16 protein-coding genes are annotated in these 19,542 nt (G+C 73.3%); 7 read left to right on the forward strand and 9 right to left on the reverse strand.

What is annotated here, in order from left to right; translation table 11 throughout:
- Window positions 1-219: 219 nt before the first annotated feature.
- The gene (locus F7Q99_RS22750) at window positions 220-1,494 is read right to left on the reverse strand and encodes an acyl-CoA dehydrogenase family protein (RefSeq protein WP_407697817.1); all 1,275 of its coding nucleotides are present in this window, start codon (window positions 1,492-1,494) and stop codon (window positions 220-222) included.
- 407 nt (window positions 1,495-1,901) lie between these two features.
- Here F7Q99_RS22750 and F7Q99_RS22755 point away from each other — a divergent pair, with 407 nt between their 5' ends.
- From F7Q99_RS22755 to F7Q99_RS22765, 3 genes are all read left to right on the forward strand, one after another.
- Window positions 1,902-2,969 carry a GAF domain-containing protein gene (locus tag F7Q99_RS22755; protein ID WP_153464289.1) on the forward strand — a complete coding sequence of 356 codons (1,068 nt, stop codon included), beginning with the start codon at window positions 1,902-1,904 and terminating at the stop codon, window positions 2,967-2,969.
- Between the two features lie 355 nt (window positions 2,970-3,324).
- On the forward strand, window positions 3,325-4,851 hold the full coding sequence (locus F7Q99_RS22760) for a lipase maturation factor family protein (protein ID WP_153466516.1): 1,527 nt from the start codon (window positions 3,325-3,327) through the stop codon (window positions 4,849-4,851).
- 321 nt (window positions 4,852-5,172) lie between these two features.
- Window positions 5,173-7,302 (forward strand): hypothetical protein, encoded by a 2,130-nt coding sequence (locus F7Q99_RS22765; RefSeq protein WP_153464291.1) that lies wholly within the window; start codon window positions 5,173-5,175, stop codon window positions 7,300-7,302.
- 60 nt (window positions 7,303-7,362) lie between these two features.
- Here F7Q99_RS22765 and F7Q99_RS22770 read toward each other — a convergent pair whose 3' ends face one another.
- Entirely contained in the window at window positions 7,363-8,382 is a 1,020-nt protein-coding gene (locus tag F7Q99_RS22770; protein ID WP_153464293.1) for a lytic transglycosylase domain-containing protein, read from the reverse strand.
- A gap of 48 nt (window positions 8,383-8,430) precedes the next feature.
- Complete coding sequence (locus F7Q99_RS22775; RefSeq protein WP_230210290.1) at window positions 8,431-9,237, reverse strand: helical backbone metal receptor; 807 nt, start codon at window positions 9,235-9,237, stop codon at window positions 8,431-8,433.
- 150 nt (window positions 9,238-9,387) lie between these two features.
- Between F7Q99_RS22775 and F7Q99_RS22780 the strand changes: the two genes are divergently transcribed.
- From F7Q99_RS22780 to F7Q99_RS22790, 3 genes are read left to right on the forward strand one after another with little or no spacing between them, the layout of a single operon-like run.
- Entirely contained in the window at window positions 9,388-10,479 is a 1,092-nt protein-coding gene (locus tag F7Q99_RS22780) for an ABC transporter substrate-binding protein (protein ID WP_153464295.1), read from the forward strand.
- A gap of 3 nt (window positions 10,480-10,482) precedes the next feature.
- Window positions 10,483-11,613, forward strand: a complete 1,131-nt coding sequence (locus F7Q99_RS22785; RefSeq protein WP_153464297.1) for a FecCD family ABC transporter permease — start codon at window positions 10,483-10,485, stop codon at window positions 11,611-11,613.
- Window positions 11,610-12,419, forward strand: coding sequence for an ABC transporter ATP-binding protein (locus F7Q99_RS22790; RefSeq protein WP_153464299.1), 810 nt, complete (start codon window positions 11,610-11,612; stop codon window positions 12,417-12,419). The genes F7Q99_RS22785 and F7Q99_RS22790 overlap by 4 nt, the downstream gene beginning before the upstream one ends.
- Here F7Q99_RS22790 and F7Q99_RS22795 read toward each other — a convergent pair.
- From F7Q99_RS22795 to F7Q99_RS22810, 4 genes are all read right to left on the reverse strand, one after another.
- Entirely contained in the window at window positions 12,404-13,405 is a 1,002-nt protein-coding gene (locus F7Q99_RS22795; RefSeq protein ID WP_153464301.1) for an L-tyrosine/L-tryptophan isonitrile synthase family protein, read from the reverse strand. The genes F7Q99_RS22790 and F7Q99_RS22795 overlap by 16 nt on opposite strands.
- Window positions 13,406-13,507: 102 nt before the next feature.
- The gene (locus F7Q99_RS22800) at window positions 13,508-14,884 is read right to left on the reverse strand and encodes a cytochrome P450 family protein (RefSeq protein WP_153464303.1); all 1,377 of its coding nucleotides are present in this window, start codon (window positions 14,882-14,884) and stop codon (window positions 13,508-13,510) included.
- A gap of 64 nt (window positions 14,885-14,948) precedes the next feature.
- Window positions 14,949-16,340: an MFS transporter gene (locus F7Q99_RS22805; protein ID WP_153464305.1), complete on the reverse strand. Its 1,392-nt coding sequence runs from the start codon at window positions 16,338-16,340 to the stop codon at window positions 14,949-14,951.
- 218 nt (window positions 16,341-16,558) lie between these two features.
- Window positions 16,559-17,179: a sigma-70 family RNA polymerase sigma factor gene (locus F7Q99_RS22810; protein WP_153464307.1), complete on the reverse strand. Its 621-nt coding sequence runs from the start codon at window positions 17,177-17,179 to the stop codon at window positions 16,559-16,561.
- Between F7Q99_RS22810 and F7Q99_RS22815 the strand changes: the two genes are divergently transcribed.
- Window positions 17,178-17,411, forward strand: a complete 234-nt coding sequence (locus tag F7Q99_RS22815; protein ID WP_153464309.1) for a zf-HC2 domain-containing protein — start codon at window positions 17,178-17,180, stop codon at window positions 17,409-17,411. The genes F7Q99_RS22810 and F7Q99_RS22815 overlap by 2 nt on opposite strands.
- Window positions 17,412-17,696: 285 nt before the next feature.
- Here the strand turns inward: F7Q99_RS22815 and F7Q99_RS22820 are convergent, their stop codons facing one another.
- Both F7Q99_RS22820 and F7Q99_RS22825 read right to left on the reverse strand, forming a co-directional pair.
- Window positions 17,697-18,623, reverse strand: coding sequence for a hypothetical protein (locus F7Q99_RS22820; RefSeq protein ID WP_153464311.1), 927 nt, complete (start codon window positions 18,621-18,623; stop codon window positions 17,697-17,699).
- Between the two features lie 206 nt (window positions 18,624-18,829).
- Window positions 18,830-19,522, reverse strand: a complete 693-nt coding sequence (locus tag F7Q99_RS22825; protein ID WP_153464313.1) for an N-acyl homoserine lactonase family protein — start codon at window positions 19,520-19,522, stop codon at window positions 18,830-18,832.
- Between the last annotated feature and the right edge of the window lie 20 nt (window positions 19,523-19,542).

Consider the following 19,542-nt stretch of genomic DNA (forward strand, 5'->3'; position numbering starts at 1 on the left):
GCCGAATCGTGCGGCGACGGATCGTCGCAGGTCAAGCAGGTTCGGCGGGGGTGGCGACGGCTCCTCGGGAGGTTGGTGGGCCCTCCCGAAGAGCCGTCAGGAACAGGTCAAAACCGTAGGTATGCTGAAGGGTCGGCAGACTTCTGATCAGGCGGTCCGGCATGCAGGGGTGGCCGGTTCGCTCGGTCCGTCGGCGGTTCTCACTCAGCCTGTGCTCGCTCAGCCCGCCAGCGGCATCGGCAGCACAAGGCCGCCGCGTTCGGCCTGTTCCTCCACCGCCGCCTCGCGCTGGGCCAGTTCGGTCCACGCCCAGCTGGCCAGCCCGGACAGCTCCGCCGACCACTGCTTGCCGTAGGTGCCCGAGGCGACCTGGCCGAGCCGCAGCCGTTGGACGTCCGAGGTGCCGGCGGGCGGGTAGACGTGGGTGGCGTCGCGCAGGTAGCGCTCGATGTGGAAGTCGGCCTGGAGGCCCCGCGCGGCGTGGATCTCCATGGCGTTGCGTGCCGAGTCCAGCGCGTACTCGGTGTTGATGAGCTTGGCGTTCATCAGCTCGGCGTCGCAGGCCTTGCCGTGGTCGAGCAGGTGCGAGGCGTGGTAGGCGGCGAGCTTGGCGGTCATCAGCCGGGACTGCATCTCGCCGAGCTTCAGTGCGATGTTGGGCAGTTGGCTGAGCGGCTTGCCGTACAGCACCCGCTCCTCGGCGAAGCGCACGGTGTCCTCGACGATCGCGATGTGGATGCCGAGCGCGACGGCGGCGAGGTTGAGCCGCCCGTACAGCGTGGAGGAGGAGTAGGCGACGTCCAGGCCCTGGCCTTCCCGGGCCAGTCGGTTTCCGGCCGGAATGCGGCAGTCCTCGAAGACGATCTCGCCGAAGCTGAAGCCGTGCAGTCCGCTCTGCGAGCCGAGGGTGCCGGTGCGGAAGCCGGGGCGGTCGCTCTCCACGAGGAAGGCGGAGAGGCCGCGGCTGCCTTGGCCGGTGCGGAGCACCACGCCGTGGACGTCGCCGATGTGGGAGTTGCCGACGAACCACTTGCGGCCGTTGAGGACGTACTCGTTGCCCTCCCGGCGTGCGGTGCCGGCCATGCCGAGCACGTGGCCGCCGCACTCCGGTTCGGTGACCGCGATGGTCGGCAGCGCCTGCCCGGAGGCGAACTTCGGCAGCCACTTGCGCCGTTGGGCGTTGGTGCCGAAGTGGATGACCTTGGCGACGCCGAGCTGCGAGGCCTGTGCCATGGCGCCCATCGCGCCGCTGACCCGGGCCAGTTCCTCGACGATGACCGTCTTGGCGAGGTGCCCCAGGCCCATGCCGCCGAACTCGCGGGGGATGGTCACACCGATCCAGCCACGGCGGGCGATCTCCCGCGAGAGCTCGAACTCGACCTTCCGGTCGGCCTCCATTCTGGCCACCTGCGGACGTATCTCCTTCTCCGCGAACTCGCGCACCTCCGCCCGGAGACTCTCGTGACGCTCGTCGGTGAAGTACTCCATCGCCATGCTGCGGTCCTCTCGGTTCAGGGGGTGGTCGTGCCTCCGTCCGTGCCGCCGATCCCGCGCCGGCCGCTCGGGGAGTGGGGGTTCTTGAGAGTGGCGGCCGGCTGCCCCAACGCAAAACCGGTGCGTGCGGAACTACGGGCGGCGTCCTCAGGGATACCGTCCGTGTTTTCGGCAGGGCTCATTGTCATATGTCGACCGGGGCCTCTCCAGAGTCGATCTTGGATTGGCGGGATTCCGGCCGTCGAAACCGGAACGGGTTTTGACGGGGTGACGGGTGGGAAGTGATCTTCCCCGTCTCGCCGCCCGGCTGAACGGGCGGCCCACATGCGGTTTTGGCTGAGCATCAGCAGAACCGGTGGCGAACCCGGGAGCGCCGAACGTACCGGATGTCTGATTACATGTGGGTCATGACTGATGTGATGAGCACTCAAGGCCAGTTCCCGGGTGCCGCCGGGGAGTCCGAGCGGACCCGCAGACTGCGCAGCCTCGGTCTCAACGACCCCTCCGCGGACGAGGCCTTCGACCGCTTCGCCCACCTGGCCGCCAGCATCACCCGCGCCCCCATCGCCATGGTCAACTTCATCAACGACGAGCGCCAGATGTTCCGGGGGCTCTACATTCCGCCAAACTCCCCGGAGGTCGTGGCGGACGAGGGCGCGTCCTGGGCCGACCGCGGCATCGCCTTCGACCTTCCCACCCGGCAGATGCCGCTGAGTCACGGCTTCTGCCCGCACGTGGTCGCCCAGCGCTCGCCGCTCGCCCTCGACGACATCCTCGCCTACCCCCGGTTCGCCGGGAACCCGGTCGTCGACGAACTGGGCGTGCGCGCCTACCTCGGCGCCCCGCTCGTCGACGACACCAAGACCGTCATCGGCACCGTCTGCGTCCTCGACCGGGAGCCCCGGCAGTGGGGCCGCGAGCGGCTGCGCGACATCCAGCACCTCGCCGAGGCGCTGCTCTCCGAGATCCGGCTGCGCGACAACCTCCTCGCCCAGCAGCAGGAGATGTTCGCCGCGTTCGACGGCTCGCCGTTCCCCATCATGCTCACCGACGGCCCCGGCCAGGAGATCCGCTACGCCAACGCCCAGCACGCCGAGACCTTCGGCGCGCCGGCGGCGTACGGGGCGATCGGCGTCGGCTACCCGCAGCTCGGCGCGGCCGGCCTCCAGCAGGCCGTCGCCGAGGCGTATCACACCGGCCGGGCCACCGTGCTCAACGACGTCCGGATCCAGTCCGGCCGCGAGGGCCAGCGCGGCCAGCAGATCTTCAGCTTCACCTGCACTCCGATGCGGACCGCGCGCACCGGCCAGATCAACGGCGTCCTCACCGTCGGTATGGACGTCACCGCGCAGTCCCGTACCGAGGAGGAACTCGGCACGCTGGCCGCCCTCCTGGTCGACCGGCTCCAGCAGAGCGGAACCGTCGCCGGCCGCCCGGGCATCGGCGGGGACTCCGGTCTGGTCCTGCCCGGCTGAGCCGCCGACCGGCCGTTCGCGGCACCACCCACCGCACCAGTCCGCAACCGAACATCCCGACGACGCGCCTCGCGTCCGGGCCGTCCAGTGTGGCGGGGCGCCTCTCACCCCCGAGGAGAGGCTCCCCGCCACTTTGCCGTCCAGTGGTGCCGTTTCGTCCGGGGCCGGGCCGTGGGGCGAACCGTCCGCGCCGTCGTCCGGGTCGGGCCGGGTGAACCGTACGTGCCTTCGTCCGGACTGGGCAGGGTGAACTGTCCGCCCTCGTGCCCCTCTCCGGGCCCGGTCGGGTGAACCGTCCGCCCCAGCGCCCCTGTTCGGGCCCGGCCGGCGGCCGCCGGTGGTAGGCATGGGCCGCATGGACTGGTTCGCCGCCCCCGACTACTGGCTGAGCCGGCTGCTCGTCCAGCGGATGCTCGCCGGCCTCTACCTGATCGGCTTCCTCGCCACCGCCGCCCAGTTCCGCGCCCTCATCGGCGCCGACGGCATGCTCCCGGTGCCCCGCTTCACCGGCCGCGTCCCGTTCCGCCAGTCACCCGGACTCTTCCATCTCCACTACAGCGACCGCTTCTTCGCCGCCGTCGCCTGGACCGGCGCCGCGGTCGCCGCCGCCCTCGTCGCCGGACTCGGCGACGCCGTCCCCCTCTGGGCCTCCCCACTGCCGTGGGCCGTCCTCTGGGTGCTCTACCTCTCCATCGTCAACGTCGGGCAGACCTGGTACTCCTTCGGCTGGGAATCGCTGCTCCTCGAAGCGGGCTTCCTCGCCGCCTTCCTCGGCAACGCCGACACCGCCCCGCCCGCCCTCGTCCTCTGGCTGATGCGCTGGCTGGTCTTCCGGGTCGAGTTCGGCGCCGGGCTGATCAAGATCCGCGGCGACAGCTGCTGGCGCGACCTGACCTGCCTGCGCTACCACCACGAGACCCAGCCCATGCCCGGACCGCTCAGCTGGTTCTTCCACCACCTCCCCGACCCGCTGCACCGGGTCGAGGTCGCCGCCAACCATTTCGTCCAACTCGTCGTACCGGTGTGCCTCTTCCTCCCGCAGCCCGTCGCCACCTACGCCGCCTGCCTCGTCGTCGCCACCCAGCTGTGGCTCATCGCCTCCGGCAACTTCGCCTGGCTCAACTGGCTCACCATCACGCTCGCCCTCGCCGCCGTCGAACCCGCCCGCCTCGGCCTGCCCGTCCACCCCCGCGGCTACCCCGCCGCCCCCGCCTGGTACGAGGCCCTCGTCATCGCCCTCACCACGGCCGTCGCCGTCCTCAGCTACTGGCCCGCCCGCAACCTCCTCTCCCGCCGCCAGATCATGAACCGCTCCTTCAACCGGCTCCACCTCGTCAACACCTACGGCGCCTTCGGCAGCATCAACCGGATCCGCCAGGAAGTCGTCGTCGAAGGCACCGACGAGGCCGTCGTCACCGCCCACACCGTCTGGCGCGAGTACGGCTTCAAGGGCAAGCCCGGCGACGTGCGCCGCCTCCCACGCCAGTATGCCCCCTACCACCTGCGGCTCGACTGGCTGATGTGGTTCGCCGGCATCTCACCCGCCTACGCCCGCCCCTGGTTCCTGCCCTTCGTCGCCCGCCTCCTCGCCGGCGATCCCGCCACCCTCAGGCTGCTGCGCCACAACCCCTTCCCCGACGCCCCACCGACCCACGTCCGGGCGACCCTCCACCTCTACCGGTTCACCGATTGGCGCGAACTGCGCGAAACCGGCGCATGGTGGCACCGCACCGCGCTGTACGAGTACCTCCCTCCCGTCGACCTCCCCGCCCTCACCCGCGCCGGATACCGCCCGCCCCTAGGACGGCGGGTCCGCAGCGTCCCGCTGGACCGGCTGCGCCGCCCCCGGGACGGGCGGGGGCACGGGAACGGACGGGCGTAGGGGCGGGAAACGGGCGTAGGGACGGGGACCGGGACGGGCGATGACATCCACGTGGTGACGGCCCCGGCCACCCGCCCGGAGCAGCACCCGGCCACCCGTCCGGCCCTCCCGAGTAGCGGCCAGGCGGGCGGTATGGCATACGACACCGGCCCGTCGGACGGTGGGTGCGTGCAAGGCTCGAACGGGCACCCGTATTCTGGGCCTCCACAACCGGCAGCCCGACCGCGCGACCCCCGGGCCCCACACCCGGGACACCCCGCGCGATCGGTCCGCCGCCCCTCGCCGCCAGCCCCGCCGTCGTCGCCCAGAACCGGACCTCACATGACAGTGCTTCACTCGCGCAACGCCGACGCAGCCGACCCGGCGGACGTCGCCGACGCCGCAGACGTCAAGGACCCCCAGGACGCCAAGGCCACCACGGCGGAGCCCGACCTCCGCGAGGACCTCGGCCGCTACGCCGAACTCGGGGCCTTCACCCTCACCGCCGACACCCACGCCTGGTACGCGGCGGTCGACACCATCGCCACCCCCGAGGACGCCCGCGCGGCCTCCACGGCCCTCGCCGAACTCCGCGGCTGCGACCTCCAGCAGACCTGGGACGCCGTCACCGCCCTCGCCGCCGACGCCAAGCTCGACGAGCCCGACACCGTCGCCAAGACCGCGCTCCTCGTCGAGATGCTCCAGCGCGTCCACCGCACCTCCACCATCCTCACCGTGGCCGCCTACGACGCCGACCTCGACGCCCTCACCGCCGCCACCGCCGACAGCGCCTGGCGGCGCGAGCGCGGCATCAAGCTCTCCTGGCTGCGCGCCCGCGTCCTGCGCAAGCAGGCCGCCGCCCTCGCCACCGACCGCCGCACCCGCCGCGAGGACCTGCACGAGGCACTCACCTCCGCCGAGATCGAGCGCCGCGCCTGGGCCGTCCTCGCCCCCACCGGCACCCTCCCGGCCGCCCCCGCCGACGGCGCCCTGGTCGAGCGGACCGCGCAGACCTTCGACGCGATCAACGCCGGGCTGCGCGAACTCGCCCGCGTGCTCCCCGACCACGACCTCGACGGGATCGCCTTCGGTGACCTCGTCGACCTCGTCGAGCGGCTCGCCGCCGACGAAGGCACCCTCTACCGCCTGCCCACCATCCGCGGCCTGCGCACCACCCTGGAGGAGGCCGGCCTCGGCGAGCTGCTCGCCGAACTCGCCGCCGCCCAGGCCGACCGCCGCGCCGCCGAGGCCGCCTACACCGCCCGCCAGGCCCTGGCCGGCGGCCAGCGCGACGGGCTCGCGGAGGCAGCGGGGGAGGAGCCGGCGGAGGAGCCGGTTGCCGAGGTCGAGACCTCGACCGAGGCTCCGGACGTCGAGCCGACCGCGGAGGAGGAGAAGACAGCCGAGGCCGAAGCTGACGCCGAGACCGAGGCCGAGCCGGCCGTCGTCTCCCTCCCGGCGCCCTCGCCGGCCGCCGACGACCTCGTGGCTGCCGCCACCGCCGCCCTCGCCGAGGCCGCTGCGGCGGACGAACTCGCGGAGGCTGCTGAGGCCGAAGTCGAAGTCGAGGTCGCCGAGGCCGAAGTCGAGGTCGAGGTTGCCGAGGAGATGCCCGTTCCGGTTGAGGAGCCGGTGGCCGTCGAGCCCGAGCTGACGTCTGAGCCGGAGGCAGTTGAGGTTGAGGAGCCGGCTGCCGAGGTCGAGGCTGGTGCTGAAGAGCCGGCTGCCGAGACCGCCGAGCCGGAGGCCGTTGAGGAGGCTCCTACCGTCGAGGCCGAGGTTGAGGTCGTCGACGAGGAGGCTGCCGAGGCTGAGGAGCCGGTGGCCGTCGAGCCCGAGCTGACGTCTGAGCCGGAGGCCGCTGAGGAGCCGGTTGCCGGGGTTGAGGCTTCTCAGCCGGACGAGGTCGAGGAGGCTCCGGCAGCCGAGGCCGTCACCGAGGTTGAGGTCGTCGACGAGGCTCCGGGTCCGGTCGAGGTTGAGGTGGAGCCCGCCGTCGAGGTCGAGGCTGTTGTCGAGGAGCCCGCCGCCGAGCCGGAGGCCGTTGAGGAAGCTCCTGCCGCGGAGGTCGAGGCCGAGGTCGAGGCCGGCGACGAGGAGCCCGTTCCGGCTGAGGAGTCGGCCGTCGAGCCCGAGCCGGTGGCCGTCGCCGAGGTCGAGGTGGAGGCGGCTCCTGCCGTCGAGGCTGTTGCTGAGGAGCCCGCCGCCGAGCCGGAGGTCGTCGAGGAGGCTCCCGCCTCCGCCGCCGAGCCCGCCGGGCGGCCGGCGAAGCCGGACTTCACGCCGGGGCGGCCCGTGACCGCCTACTCGGCGGAGGAACTGCTGGCCGTGGTGCGGTGGGTGGACGGCGACGGTGTCGAGCGCAGTGACGAGGAGCTGCTGCGGGCGGCGATGAAGGAGCTGGGCTTCGGCCGGCTCGGGCCGCGCATCAAGGAGGCGCTGGGCGCCGCCGTCTCGGCCGCGCGGAGCTGACGCCGAGCAACGCCACACGGAGGGCCCGGGACGCGAGCGTGCGTCCCGGGCCCTCCGCTGTCAGCCCGCCTTGTTCCAGGGCTGGCTGGACATCAGCGCCTTGACGTTGGCGACGTAGCTCGGGTTGGGGATGACGAGGCTGCCGACGGTCTGACCGGTGGCGGGGTCGGTGACGGTGTTGTAGTGCACGTTGCCCGCGCCCGCGTTGTAGGCGGAGATGACCAGGTCGAGCAGTGGCGTCCTGCCGGTGGCGGCGTCGGGAGAGAGGTCGTACTTGCCTCCGAAGGAGGAGTCGCCGAAGTAGGCGACCAGCCAGTCGAGCAGCTGGGTGCCGAGCTGGACGTTTCCGGCGAGCGTCTTCGGGTCCGAGTCGGTGCCGAACTTGTTGTGCATCCAGCTGACGGTGTTCGGCATGATCTGCATGGTGCCGATGCCGCCGTCGCAGGCGAGGATGCCTGACTGCCAGCCGCTCTCCTGCCAGGCGATGGCCTTTACCAGGTTGACGGGCAGCGGTGGGAGCTTGTCGGTGCCGCCGTTGCTGAGACTGAGCGTCCGGGGCTGGCCCGCGGCGGACGCGAGGGCCGCGCCGACGGCCTCCTTGGGCTCGTCGGGCTGGGGCTTGCTCGGCTGGCAGCCGCTCTGCAACGGAGGGACGTGCGGGGTCGCGGGTGCGGGCGGCGGCGGGGGTGCGACGGGGCCGGGCTTGGCGGTCGGTGCGGGGGCCGCCACGACGGGGGCGGCCTGCGCGAAGCCCTTGTCGGCGCTCCCGGCGGACGGCTTGGTCGCGCCGGGCTTGGTGGTGCTCGGCGTCGCGGTCGGGCTGGGCCTGGCCGACTTGCTAGCCGTCGGGCTAGGGCTGCCGGTGTCTCCGGGGCTCGCCGTCGGCGACGGTGTCGCGGTCGCGGACGGGCTCGCGCCGGGCGTGTCCGTGGCCGAGGCGGCCGCGGCCGCCGCCGTCGTGTTCGGCGCCGCGTCGGTGCGGGTGTCGGCGGGCTTGCTGCCGCACCCGGCCAGGACGGCCGTCGAGACGGCCGCGGCCGACACCATCACCAGCGCACGCCGGGATGTGCTCACTGCCATGTGGTTCCCCCCACTCTTCACCGGCGGGCCCGGTGAATGGCGGTCATCCTACGATGCGTTGATCCCGCCTTGTACGAACGGGTGGCCCAACGCCTCGGCGAGGACGGCCGGGGCCGTCACCAGCGAGGGTCCGTACCACGTCAGATGGCGTCCGCTGACCAGTGCCACGGGGACGTCTGGGAACGCCTCCGGGCCGTCGTCCGCGGCGAAGCGGTACGGTTCGTCCGGCAGGACCACCAAGTCCGGGGTGCAGGCCAGCAGTTCCGGCAGCGGGACGGCCGGGTAGCGCTCGGCGTGGCCGGCGTGGACGAGCCGCACGCCGAGGTGCCGCAGCAGGTCACCGGCGAAGGTGTCGCGGCCGAGGACCATCCACGGGCGGCGCCAGATGGGTACGATCGCCCGCGGTTCGTCTGACCGCGGGCGCACCTCGCGCCACGCGGCCTCGGCCTCGTCCAGCCAGGCCGGGCGCGGCAGCCCGCAGGCGGCGGTGAGCAGCCGGTCGAGCGAGCGGAACGCGTCGTCGAGGGTGCGGATGTCGGTGACCCACACCGGCACACCGGCCGCCCGCAGCGCGTCCAGGTCGGGCCGCCGGTTCTCCTCGTCGTTGGCGAGGACGAGGTCCGGGGCGAGCGCGAGGATGCGCGGCACGTCCGGGTTCTTGGTGCCGCCGATCCGGGGAACGACGAGTCCGGCCGGGTGGCTGCACCAGTCGGTGGCGCCGGCCAGCAGCTCGGGCGCGGTGGCAGCGACGGCCTCGGTCAGCGACGGCACCAGCGAGACGACCCGCCGCACCGGGCCCGGGCCGATCCGGACGGGCAGGTCGAGATCGTCCCGCAGGACGGTGGGAGCGGACATCCGGCCAGCCTACGCCGACCTCTCCAGCCTGTTGCCGTCGTCTCCGGCCTGGTTGGAAACGTTCGGGAACCCGCCGGGGAATCCGGCCGACTACCTGGTCCGGGTCCGCAGGACGGGCCCCGAGCACGATCACCGACCAGGAGAGTTCCCATGCGCCCTCGCGTTGTCCGCGCCATCGCGGCCGCCGTCGCCCTGTTCGCCACGGCCACGGCCTGCGGAAGCAGCGGGGGAGGGGACGGCCGGGGCGCGCAGGACGCCGCCAAGGCCGCCCCAGCCGGCGGCTTCCCCGTCAAGGTCGCCGACTGCGCGGGCAGGGAGACCACCATCGCCAAGGCACCCGCCAGGATCGTCACCAGCAACGCCGCTGCACTGGAGATGCTGTTGCAGCTCGGCACCGGCGACCGCCTGATCGGCACGGGCTTCCCGCCCGGCAAGGGCACCCTGCCGGCGGACCTCGCCGAGCGCGGCGGCAAGGTGCCCGTCCTCGGCGACCGGACCGTCCCCAAGGAGAAACTGCTCGGCTCCGGCGCCGACCTCTACGTCGACACCTTCAGCGCGATGCCGATGATGGGCGGCGGCGCCACCGGGCCCACCGAGGAGGAGTTCACGGCGGCCGGCATCCAGCACGTCTTCCTGCTCTCCACGGCCTGCGCCGGCACCCCGAAGGCCGCCAAGGCGCCGCGCACCGACCTCGCCGAGGTCGAGAACGACATCCGCCGGCTCGGCGCCGTCACCGGTACGGCCGCCCGCGCGGAGGAACTCGTCACCGGCATGGAGCAGCGGATCGGCGAGGTGCGCGCCGCACTCGCCGCGGTTCCGGACGGGCAGCGGCCGAGCTACTTCGTCTTCGACTTCGACGCCGGTACCAAGCAGCCGACCGCCGTCTGCGGACGGCAGGTCGCCAACGCGGTGATCACCCTGGCCGGTGCCCGCAACGTGTTCGCCGACTGCGACGCCGACTTCAAACCCGGCTCCTGGGAGGACGTGATCGCCAAGAACCCGGACTGGATCCAGCTCGCCGTCCGAAACCGCGGCACCGAGGAGGCCACCCGCAAGGCCTTCGACGACGCCGAGGCGTTCCTGCGGAGCTTCCCGGCCACCCAGGGCCTCAAGGCCGTCCAGGAGGGGCACTTCGTGCGGATCGGCTCCGAGGTCACCACCATCGCGGGCGTGCGCAACGCCGACGCCGTCCGGCAGATCGCCGCCACCGTCCACCCGGATCTCGTCAAGGGCGGTCAGTAGAGCATGACGTCGGCCGCCTCCAAGGGCACCTCCCAGGCCGCTTCCACGGCTACCGAGGAAGCCAACGGGAGAGCCGCCGCCCGCCCGGCCCGCGCCCTGCGGGCCGGGCCACTGGCCGCCTCCCTCGCCGCCGCCCTCGTGCTCGCGCTGACCGCCGCCGTCTCGCTCGGCGCCGTCGACGTGCCGCCCGGCGAGGTCTGGTCGGTGGTCGCCCGACGGCTCACCGGGCGCGCCCCCGAACCCGGCACCCGCGACCTCATCGTCTGGCAACTGCGCGTGCCCCGCGCGCTGTTGGCGGCCGTCGTCGGCGCCGGGCTCGGCCTGGTCGGCACCGCCGTCCAGGCCCTCGTCCGCAACCCCCTCGCCGACCCCTACCTGCTCGGCATCTCCTCCGGCGCCTCCCTCGGGGCCGTCGCCACCCTCGTCCTCGGCACCTCCCTCGGCCTCGAACTCGGCTTCGGCAGCGCGCTCGGACTCGCCGTCTCCCTGGCGGCCTTCGCCGGCGCGCTCGCCGCGTTCTCGCTGGTCTGGCTGCTCGCGCGGCGCGGCAGGCGAGGCTTCTCCCCGTTGCGCCTGGTCCTCGCCGGCATCGGCATCGCCCAGTTCCTCGGCGGCATCACCAGCTACCTCGTTCTGCAGACCGGCGACGAACAGCAGACCAGGGGCGTCCTGTTCTGGCTCATGGGCAGCCTCGGCGGCGCCGTCTGGGCCCAACTCGCCGTCCCCGCCGCAGCCGTGGCGCTCGGCCTGGCCCTGCTCCAGGCCCGCGCCCGCGGACTCAACGCGATGCTCATGGGCGACGAGACCGCCGCCGGACTCGGCGTGGACGTCACCCGGCTGCGCCGCGAGATCTTCGTCGTGACCAGCGTGCTCACCGGCGTGCTGGTCGCCGTCTCCGGCGCGATCGGCTTCGTCGGACTGATGGTGCCGCACGTGTGCCGGCTGCTCGTCGGCGGCGACCACCGGCGCCTGCTGCCGCTGTCCGCGCTCACCGGCGCCCTGCTGCTCGTCGTCGTCGACACCCTCGCCCGCACCGCCCTGGACGGCCAGGAACTGCCGATCGGCGTGGTCACCGCCGTGCTCGGCGCCCCCACCCTGCTCTACCTGCTGGACCGACGACTGGAGCACAGTTGAGAATCGCCGTCGAGGACCTGAGCGTCGCCCTGTCCGGACGGACGGTGGTGGCCGGCGTCCACCTGGTCGCGAAGGAGGGGGAGATCGCCGGACTGGTCGGACCCAACGGCAGCGGCAAGTCCAGCCTGCTGCGCACCGTCTACCGGCACCTGCGGCCGAGCGCCGGGCGGGTGCTGCTGGCCGGACGGGAGTTGGACGAGCTCAGCCCCGCACAGTCCGCCCGGCACATCGCCGCCCTGCCGCAGGAGCGGGGTGGGGACTTCGAGTTGACCGTCCGCGAGGTCGTCGCGATGGGCCGCACCCCCTACAAGCGGGCGTTCGCCGCGGACGACGCCGAGGACCACCGGATCGTCGCCGAGGCGCTGGTGCGGGTCGGCATGACGGACGCCGCCGCGCGCCGGTTCGCCCAGCTGTCCGGCGGCGAACGCCAGCGGGTGCTGCTGGCCCGAGCACTCGCCCAGCAGCCGGACGTCCTGGTGCTGGACGAGCCGACCAACCACCTGGACGTCCGGCACCAGGTCGAACTCCTCGCCCTGCTGAGGGAACAGCGCCGTACCACCCTCGTCGCGCTGCACGACCTCAACGCCGCCGCCTCGGTCTGCGACCGGCTGCACGTCCTGCACCGCGGCACCCTGGTGGCGTCCGGGGCGCCGCGCGAGGTACTCACTGCCGAACTGCTGGCCGAGGTGTTCGGCGTGCGGGCGGCCGTGGTCGAACACCCCCTCACCGGCGACCCGTTGATCGCCTTCGATCACCGCACGCCCGCGGATGTGCCCCCGCGGCCCGCTCGTCAGACGATCTCGTAGTGGCTCGGGCGGCCGTCGCGCTCGACCAGCCGCCCGACCTTCGCGGCGTCCTCGCTGCGCAGCAACTCCCAGCGGCCGTCGGCTCGGTGGAGCACGGAGGAGTGCCAGGGCGTCATCCAGCTGTCGGCCGCCTCCAGCAGCCGGATGCCGAACTTCAGCACCCCCGCCCTCTGCGGGTGGATCGACAGCCGGAACGAACGCGGGTGCTGCTCGGCGATCAGGTTGCCCCAGGCGCGGCTGCGCTGCATCACGCCGTAGGCGCGGCGGCGGCAGTCGCGCTGGAGCGCCGACCTGGTGCCGGTGAAGCCGACGGTGTCCCCGGTGAGGAAGCGGGTGATGCCCCGGTAGAGGCGCAGCGTCTCCTCGTCCGTCAGGATCTGCTCGCGCAACTCCTCGACGCTCGGCGCGTACCGGTCGTGGACGCGGGCGCGCTTCTCGTCGAACGGCAGGTCGCCGAGGACGGCCCGCAGGTCGAAGGTGGTCAGGTGGGTCAGGCCCTCGCGCTCGATCATCGCGGCCAACTCGTCCGAGTAGTCGTCGATGTGGTCGTCGGGGACGTGGATCAGATCGCCGAAGAGGTGCCCGTCCGAGCAGATCAGGATCCGCGCGCCGGGCTCGTAGAGGGCGCCGATCTCCCCGCAGAGCCCGTTGAGGAAGGTGAGGGACAGGCGCTCGCCCTCGTCGGGCAGGTGGCCGAGCACCTTCGCCGGGTTCGGTGACTTGCAGGGGAAGCCGGGAAGCGTGAACAGGATCGGGTCGCCCGCGGCGATGAAGTCGACGAGCTGCTCCAGTTGGAGTGGGAAGTGGCCCGGCGTTGCGTCGAGTTCGGGGTCGGAGGCGCGGCGGTGCGGGAGCAGCAGGCCGAGGATGCGGGCGGCGAGCTCGTCGGCGCCCGCTCGGCCGGGCGGGGAGGTCCGGGCACCGCCGCGAACGGTGGAGACGGGGGAAGGGGCGGAACTGCTTGGAAGGGTGCCGACGGGCGGCATGCTGGTCCTCCACGGAACGTCGTACGGGCTTCGGGCAGGGCGGAGCCGCTCCCCGGCTGTGTGCGGAAGGGGCGCCGGGGTGCCGGGGAGTGGCGTGGCCGATCAAACGCGCCTGTCGTAGGCGACCGGCAGCCTGTCGACCCCGCGGGCCAGGACGGCGGGGATCCAGGTGAGGGCGCTCATACCGCCGCCCCCTTCCGTCCCGGCCGGGCGCAGTCCGGGCAGTCGGATGAGCAACGTGCCGATGGCGATCTGGAGTTCGGTGCGGGCCAGGGCGGCGCCGGGGCAGTAGTGGATGCCGTGGCCGAACGCGAGGTGGGCGTTGGGAGTGCGGTCGAAGTCGAGGCGGTCGGCGTCTGGGAACTGCTCGTCGTCGCGGTTGGCGGCGCAGAGCGAGACGATGACCGAGTCACCGGCCGGGACGGTGGTACCGAACAGGTCGCTGTCCTCGGCGAAGAACCGCCAGGTGGTGAGCTCGAACGCGGCGTCGTGGCGCAGCAGTTCCTCCACGGCGCGGGCGAGCAGGCCGGGGTCGTCCGTGAGGCCGTCTCTCAGACGGGTGAGCTGCTGCGGGTGGCGCAGCAGCGTGATGAGCATGGTGGTGATCTGGTTGGTGACCGGTTCCTGGCCGGCGACCAGCAGCTGGAACACCATCGAGTCCAGTTCCTCGTGGCTCAACTCGCCCGCGTCGCAAGCGGCGACGAGCCGGCCCAGGAGGTCCTCCCCGGCCCGGGCAGGGTCGTAGTGGGCACGCTTGTGGGCGACGACATCCGCGATGTACGTCTGCAGCCCGCGCAGCCGCGCCTCGTACGCTGGCCGGGCCGGGTCGAGCGGGCCGACCGGCTGGACGACCTTGCCCCAGTCCCGGTCGAAACGCGCGGCCAACTCGGGTGGCAGGCCGATGACTTCGGCGAGCACCCGGAACGGGAAGTGAGCCGCGAAGCCGGCCACCAGGTCGGTGCCGCCGGTGGCCGGCAGGGCGTCGACCAGGGCGTCGGCGAGCTCCTGCAGGCGCGGGCGCAGGGCCTCCACCCGGCGGGGCGCGAAGGCGTCCAGGACGAGTCGGCGCATCGTGGTGTGCTTGGGCGGGTCCTGGTGGAGCAGGTGGACCTGGAGCTGGGAGTGCTGCGGCTCGGGCATGATCGAGGCGAGCCGGCGCCAATTCGCGTTGCCCAGAGCGTGGTTCTTGCCGAGCCGGGTGTCGTTGAGGGTCGCGTGCGCGGCTCGGTAGCCGGTGACCAGCCAGGCGTGGATGCCGCTCGGGAACTCCACCCGGTGGACCGGTCCGGCCTCGCGCATCCGCCGGTAGAGGGGGTACGGATCGCGCTTGTAGTCCGGCCCGTAGAGCTTGACGGGGTCGGGGAGCACCGGGTCGGGGAGCACCGGGTCCGGGAGTGCCGGGTTCGGGAGTGCCGGGTCGGTGCTTCGGTCGTGGCCGAACGGGCAGCCCGCTGCCGGTTGGGGGGTGGTGTCGGTCATGGGCGGTGTTCCTCCGGTCGTACGGTGTCTCAGGGGTGGCGGGCAGCCGGTCGGGCCGGCGGCGTCACGCCGTTGCGCGGTGGCGACGATGGGCGCGGTGGTGCAGGGCGAGGAGGGCGACCGCCGTCGCGGCGGACAGGACGGCCAGGGCGATGCCGGCTCTGGAACCGGTGGTCGCGCGGTCGCCGGTCAGGGTGGCGGCGGTGGCGAGGGCGGGACCGAGGGCGAAGCCGAGGCTGCGGGAGAGCTGGACCGCGGATCCCGCGGTGGCCAGCCTGCCGGGCGGGGAGGCGGTCATCACCAGAGCCTGCGTGGGGCCGCCGTTGAGGCCCATGCCGGCACCGGCGAGGGCGAGCCGCCACGCGATGTCACCGCTGGACCAGCCGCCGTCCAGCGGGACGAGCAGCAGGAGGCCGATGGTGGTGACGGCGGCGCCGGTGAGTGCGGTTGGCCGGGCACCCCACCGGTCGGCGAGCCGTCCGCCGAAGCGGCCCGCCACCACCATGCCGAGCGGGAAGGCCAGCATGGTGAGTGCGGTGCGGGTGGCGCTCTCGCCCTCCTGCCCGCGCAGATGCTGGGCCAGCAGGTAGTGGCAGGCGGCGAAGCCGGCGGCGAGCGCCAGCACGGAGGCGTTGACCCCGGTGGTGCCCGCGGCCCGCAGGGTCTCGGCCACCGGCCGACCGCCGGGGCGGCGCAGCCAGACCAGGACCAGGGGCACGGCGGGCAGGGCGAGGAGCAGCCACAACGGCGCCCGGGGTGTGAGGGTGAGCGAGAGCAGAACGGCTGCGACGGCGGAACCGATCAGAGCGGCGTCGCCGAGCGAGCCCCGGTCGGGCAGCCGCAACGTGCCGGTGCGCGGGGCATGCCGTCGCACGATCAGCACGGCGGCCAGGCAGACGGGCAGCTTCACCAGGAACACCGCCCGCCAGCCGACGTGGTCGAGCAGCAGGCCGCCGACCACCGGCCCGGTGACGGCGCCGAGCGGACCGAGCGTGGCGGGCACGCTCATGGCCCGCCCGCGCAGCTCGGGCCGGACGGCGGTGGCCGCGAGCACAGGCATCAGCACGAACAGCACCGCGCCGAAGGCCCCCTGCACCAGACGCGCCGCGATCAGCCAACTCGCCCACGGGGCAAGGGAGGCGAGCACGCTGCAAGTGGCGAAGCAGCCGACCGCGAGCAGCAGCGCGGAACGGGTGCCGACTTGGTCCAGCCACCGCCCGGCGGGCAAGAGCAAGGCCACCAGGGGGAGTTGGTAACCGAGCGCGGCCCACTGGGCGACCTCGGCCGACACGTGCAGACCGGCCGAGATGTCGGTCAGCGCCAGGTTGACCACGTTCATGTCGAGCATCGCGACGAACGAGAGCAGCCCGGCGGCCACGACCAGGTTCCACCGGTCGTCGGATCCGTCCGGGCCGACCGTCAAACCATCGGCGGGCAGCCGGTGTTGCGCTGCCATGGTGTCCTCCGTTTCCCCCGTTTGCGTACCGGGCACCGCCTCGGCGGCGGGGTCCGGTACAGCAGTCGGGGGCGCGGCGGATCCAGTTCCCGAACACTTGAAGGAATGTTTCCGGTCGGCGGTCGGCGGTGTCGGCGAACAATCGACAGATGACAGATGACAGATTTCGAAATCCGTCATCTGTCATCTGTCATCTGTTGCCTGAACTCCGTCCGCTGTCAGCAGGCCGCCGCCAGCTCCCCGCTCTCCGCCGCCCGCAGCCGCGCTATCAGCTCCTCTCGGGCTCGGGCGACCCGGGACCGGATGGTGCCGACCGGACAGCCGGCCACCTCGGCGGCCTCCGCGTAGCTCAGGCCGACGACCTGGGTCAGCACGAACGCCTCCCGTCGCTGCGCGGGCACCCGGCCGAGCAGGTCGCCGAGCGCGACGCCGTCCTCGAACCCGGCCGCCGGTTCGGCGCCCTGGCGCTCGGCGGCCTCCTGCCAGTCCGGCAGCGCCGCGCAGCGCGGCCGGGCGGCGGCCGTCCGGTACCGGTCGATCACGGTGCGTCGGGCGATCGACAGCAGCCACGTGCGGGCGGACGAGCGGCCGGCGAACGAGGGAAGGCTGCGCAGCGCGCGCAGGAAGGTCTCCTGGGCGAGGTCGTCGGCGGACTGAACGTCGGTCAAGTGGGCGACGAACCGCCACACGTCCCGCTGGGTGGCGCGGACGAAGGCCTCGACGTCCGGAGCCCGTCCGGCACGGGCGGTCAGGGCGAGTGCGGTGAGCTGCTCGTCATCCAAGGCGGCCTCCCACCTGGCCGGTCCCGCCGCCGAAGACGTGCGGGACGATGGTCGCATGAGATGCGCGCAGTTCCGTACCGCTCTGTCCGCCCGCATGGACGGCGAGCCGGCCGGGCTTTCGGACGGCCGCCTCGACAAGCACGTCGCGCGCTGCGCAGGCTGCCGGGACTGGCTGGAGCGGGCGCAGCGGCTGCGCGACCGGGTCACCGCCGAGGGCCCGTCGGCGGACTGGTCCGCCCGCCTGCTGGCTCGCCTGGGTGAGGAAGGGCCGCGGGGCCCGGAACGGTAGGACGGTGGCGTCGGCCGGAACCGGTGCGTCGTCGTAGTCAGGCATGGAAGGTCCTGAAGGAATGGCTGGGTGCGGCGCCGCCCTGGGCGGCGCCGTCGGCGTCCGTGGGGCCTCCGCGCGGCGCGCCGCACCCCGAACAGGGGGTGGTGGCGTGCGCGGGCCCGGGCCCTGACGGCACGGCGGTGGAACGATCGGCCGGACGGCAGGGCGACCTGCCCGTCGCAGCGCCTCCGGCGGCGGGGGAAGGCGGCCGGGAGTGGCGGGTGGAGTACGGCGACGGGCGCGTCAGCAGGCGAGGGCGAGCGCGGGCGGCCCGCGCCGGACGACGGCGTGCGTGAGCAGCACCTGCCGGGGCAGTCGCGTCCGGCGGTCGGTGGGCCGTGGCGGGGTCGGCGGACGGTAGCCGAGGGGCCGGGCGAACAGCGCCAGGAGCGGGAGCAGCAGTGCGCCCGCCACGACGGCGCGGAGTGTGCCGAGCAGTTCGAAGAGCCGCACCAGTGCGGCGTCGCCACGCCAGAGCAACAGCACGCAGGCCAGCGCGGCCAGCACGTGGGCGCTGATCATCCCTAGGGACATCCCGTGCACCATGCTGTGGGACGCGATGCCATGGGTCGTCACGTCGTGCGCGGCCATGCCAGGTGACGCCACGGCATGGCCGGTGGCATCAGACGCGCCTGACACCGAGGACATGCCAGGCATTCCGGCCATGTCCATCGCCATGCCGTCGCCCGGTACCGATGCCGTCCCCGTGCCCGTCCCGGCTCCCGCGCCGTGGTGCAGGCCGGACATGGCGCGCAGACCGGCGGCTGGCGGGACGTCAGGGTCGAGCCCGGCCATCCTGGCCAGGTCGGCGGGCGACACTCCGGCGGGCACCCGGCCCGGGTTGCAGAGCAGCAGGGCGGCCCAGTCGGTGCCGGCGTGCCGGCCGAGACCGCCGCCATCAGGGGCGAACGTCCCGGCCTGCTCGAACAACAGATGCAGAGTGCTCTGCGCCGCGATCATCCAGGCGCTGATCGCCCCAAGGCCCCGCCGCCTTCCGGCGAGCAGCCAGGTCAGTATGAGGACCGCGCCGAACGCGCCGGCCAGCACCGGCATCGACACGCCGACCCCGCCCATGATGACGTGTGCCGTGGCGGCCAGCGCCACGCACAGCGCGGCGAAGACCACGGCGCGCAGCGAGCGGATCCGGTCGGTCATCACGATGGCACTCATCGTCGCACCCACCCGGCTCGGCCCGGACCGCACCCTCCGGTATTGGCCGGTTCCACTCCGTGAGACCATGCCCGACCGCGTCCCGATCGCCACCGCGAGCTGTCCACCCGCCGGCCCGGAACGGCGGTCGGTCGGCGAGCCGGGCCCTTCACCCCTGACCACGACTGCCCGGCCTTCCTGCTCGGCCTGCGCACGTCCTTCCCGGACTACCCGGCCGGCTCCCAGACGGCGTTGTCGTGCGCGAACAGCACCCGGCGCGGTCCGGACGCGGCCAGCCGGTCCAGCCAGGCCGGGTAACCGGGCAGCGGTGGCGCCGCGCCCTCGCACACCGCCCGCCGTGCGAGTATCGCCGAGCCGTACTCGGACGCGAAGTCGTACGCCTGGCCGGCCAGGACGACGCCGCCGCTCGGCCGTTCCACGACCAGTGACTGGTGCCCGGCCGTGTGCCCGGGCGTCGGGACCACCCGCACGCCCGGCCACACGTCGGCCTCGCCGTCCAGTTCACGGTAGTTGGCGCCCGGGAAGTCGACCAGCGCGTCGATCGTGTAGTCGCCCTTCCGGGCTGCCGCCAGCTCCGCCGCCTGCACCACCACGGGCGTGCCGGCCAGGAGCGGATTGCCGCCGCAGTGGTCGAAGTGCAGGTGACAGTTGACCACCAGGTCGAGGTCCGAGAGCGCGACCCCGGCTGCCGCGAGCGCCTCCGGCAGCGGGCGGCGGACCGGGCGGTAGTGCGCCTCCGTCTCCGGATCGCCGGCGCCGATCCCGGTGTCGAACAGCAGCAGTCCCTCCGGGCGCCGCACCAGGTAGGCGAGTACCGGTTCGACCCGCGGCTGCGGGCCGCCCACCTCGGCGGCCGGCCGGACGAAGTAGCCCAGGTCGAGACGGCGGATCGCGTGCATTCAGGCCCCCTGTCGCCGTA

Source organism: Streptomyces kaniharaensis, from assembly GCF_009569385.1.
Classification (GTDB): domain Bacteria; phylum Actinomycetota; class Actinomycetes; order Streptomycetales; family Streptomycetaceae; genus Kitasatospora; species Kitasatospora kaniharaensis.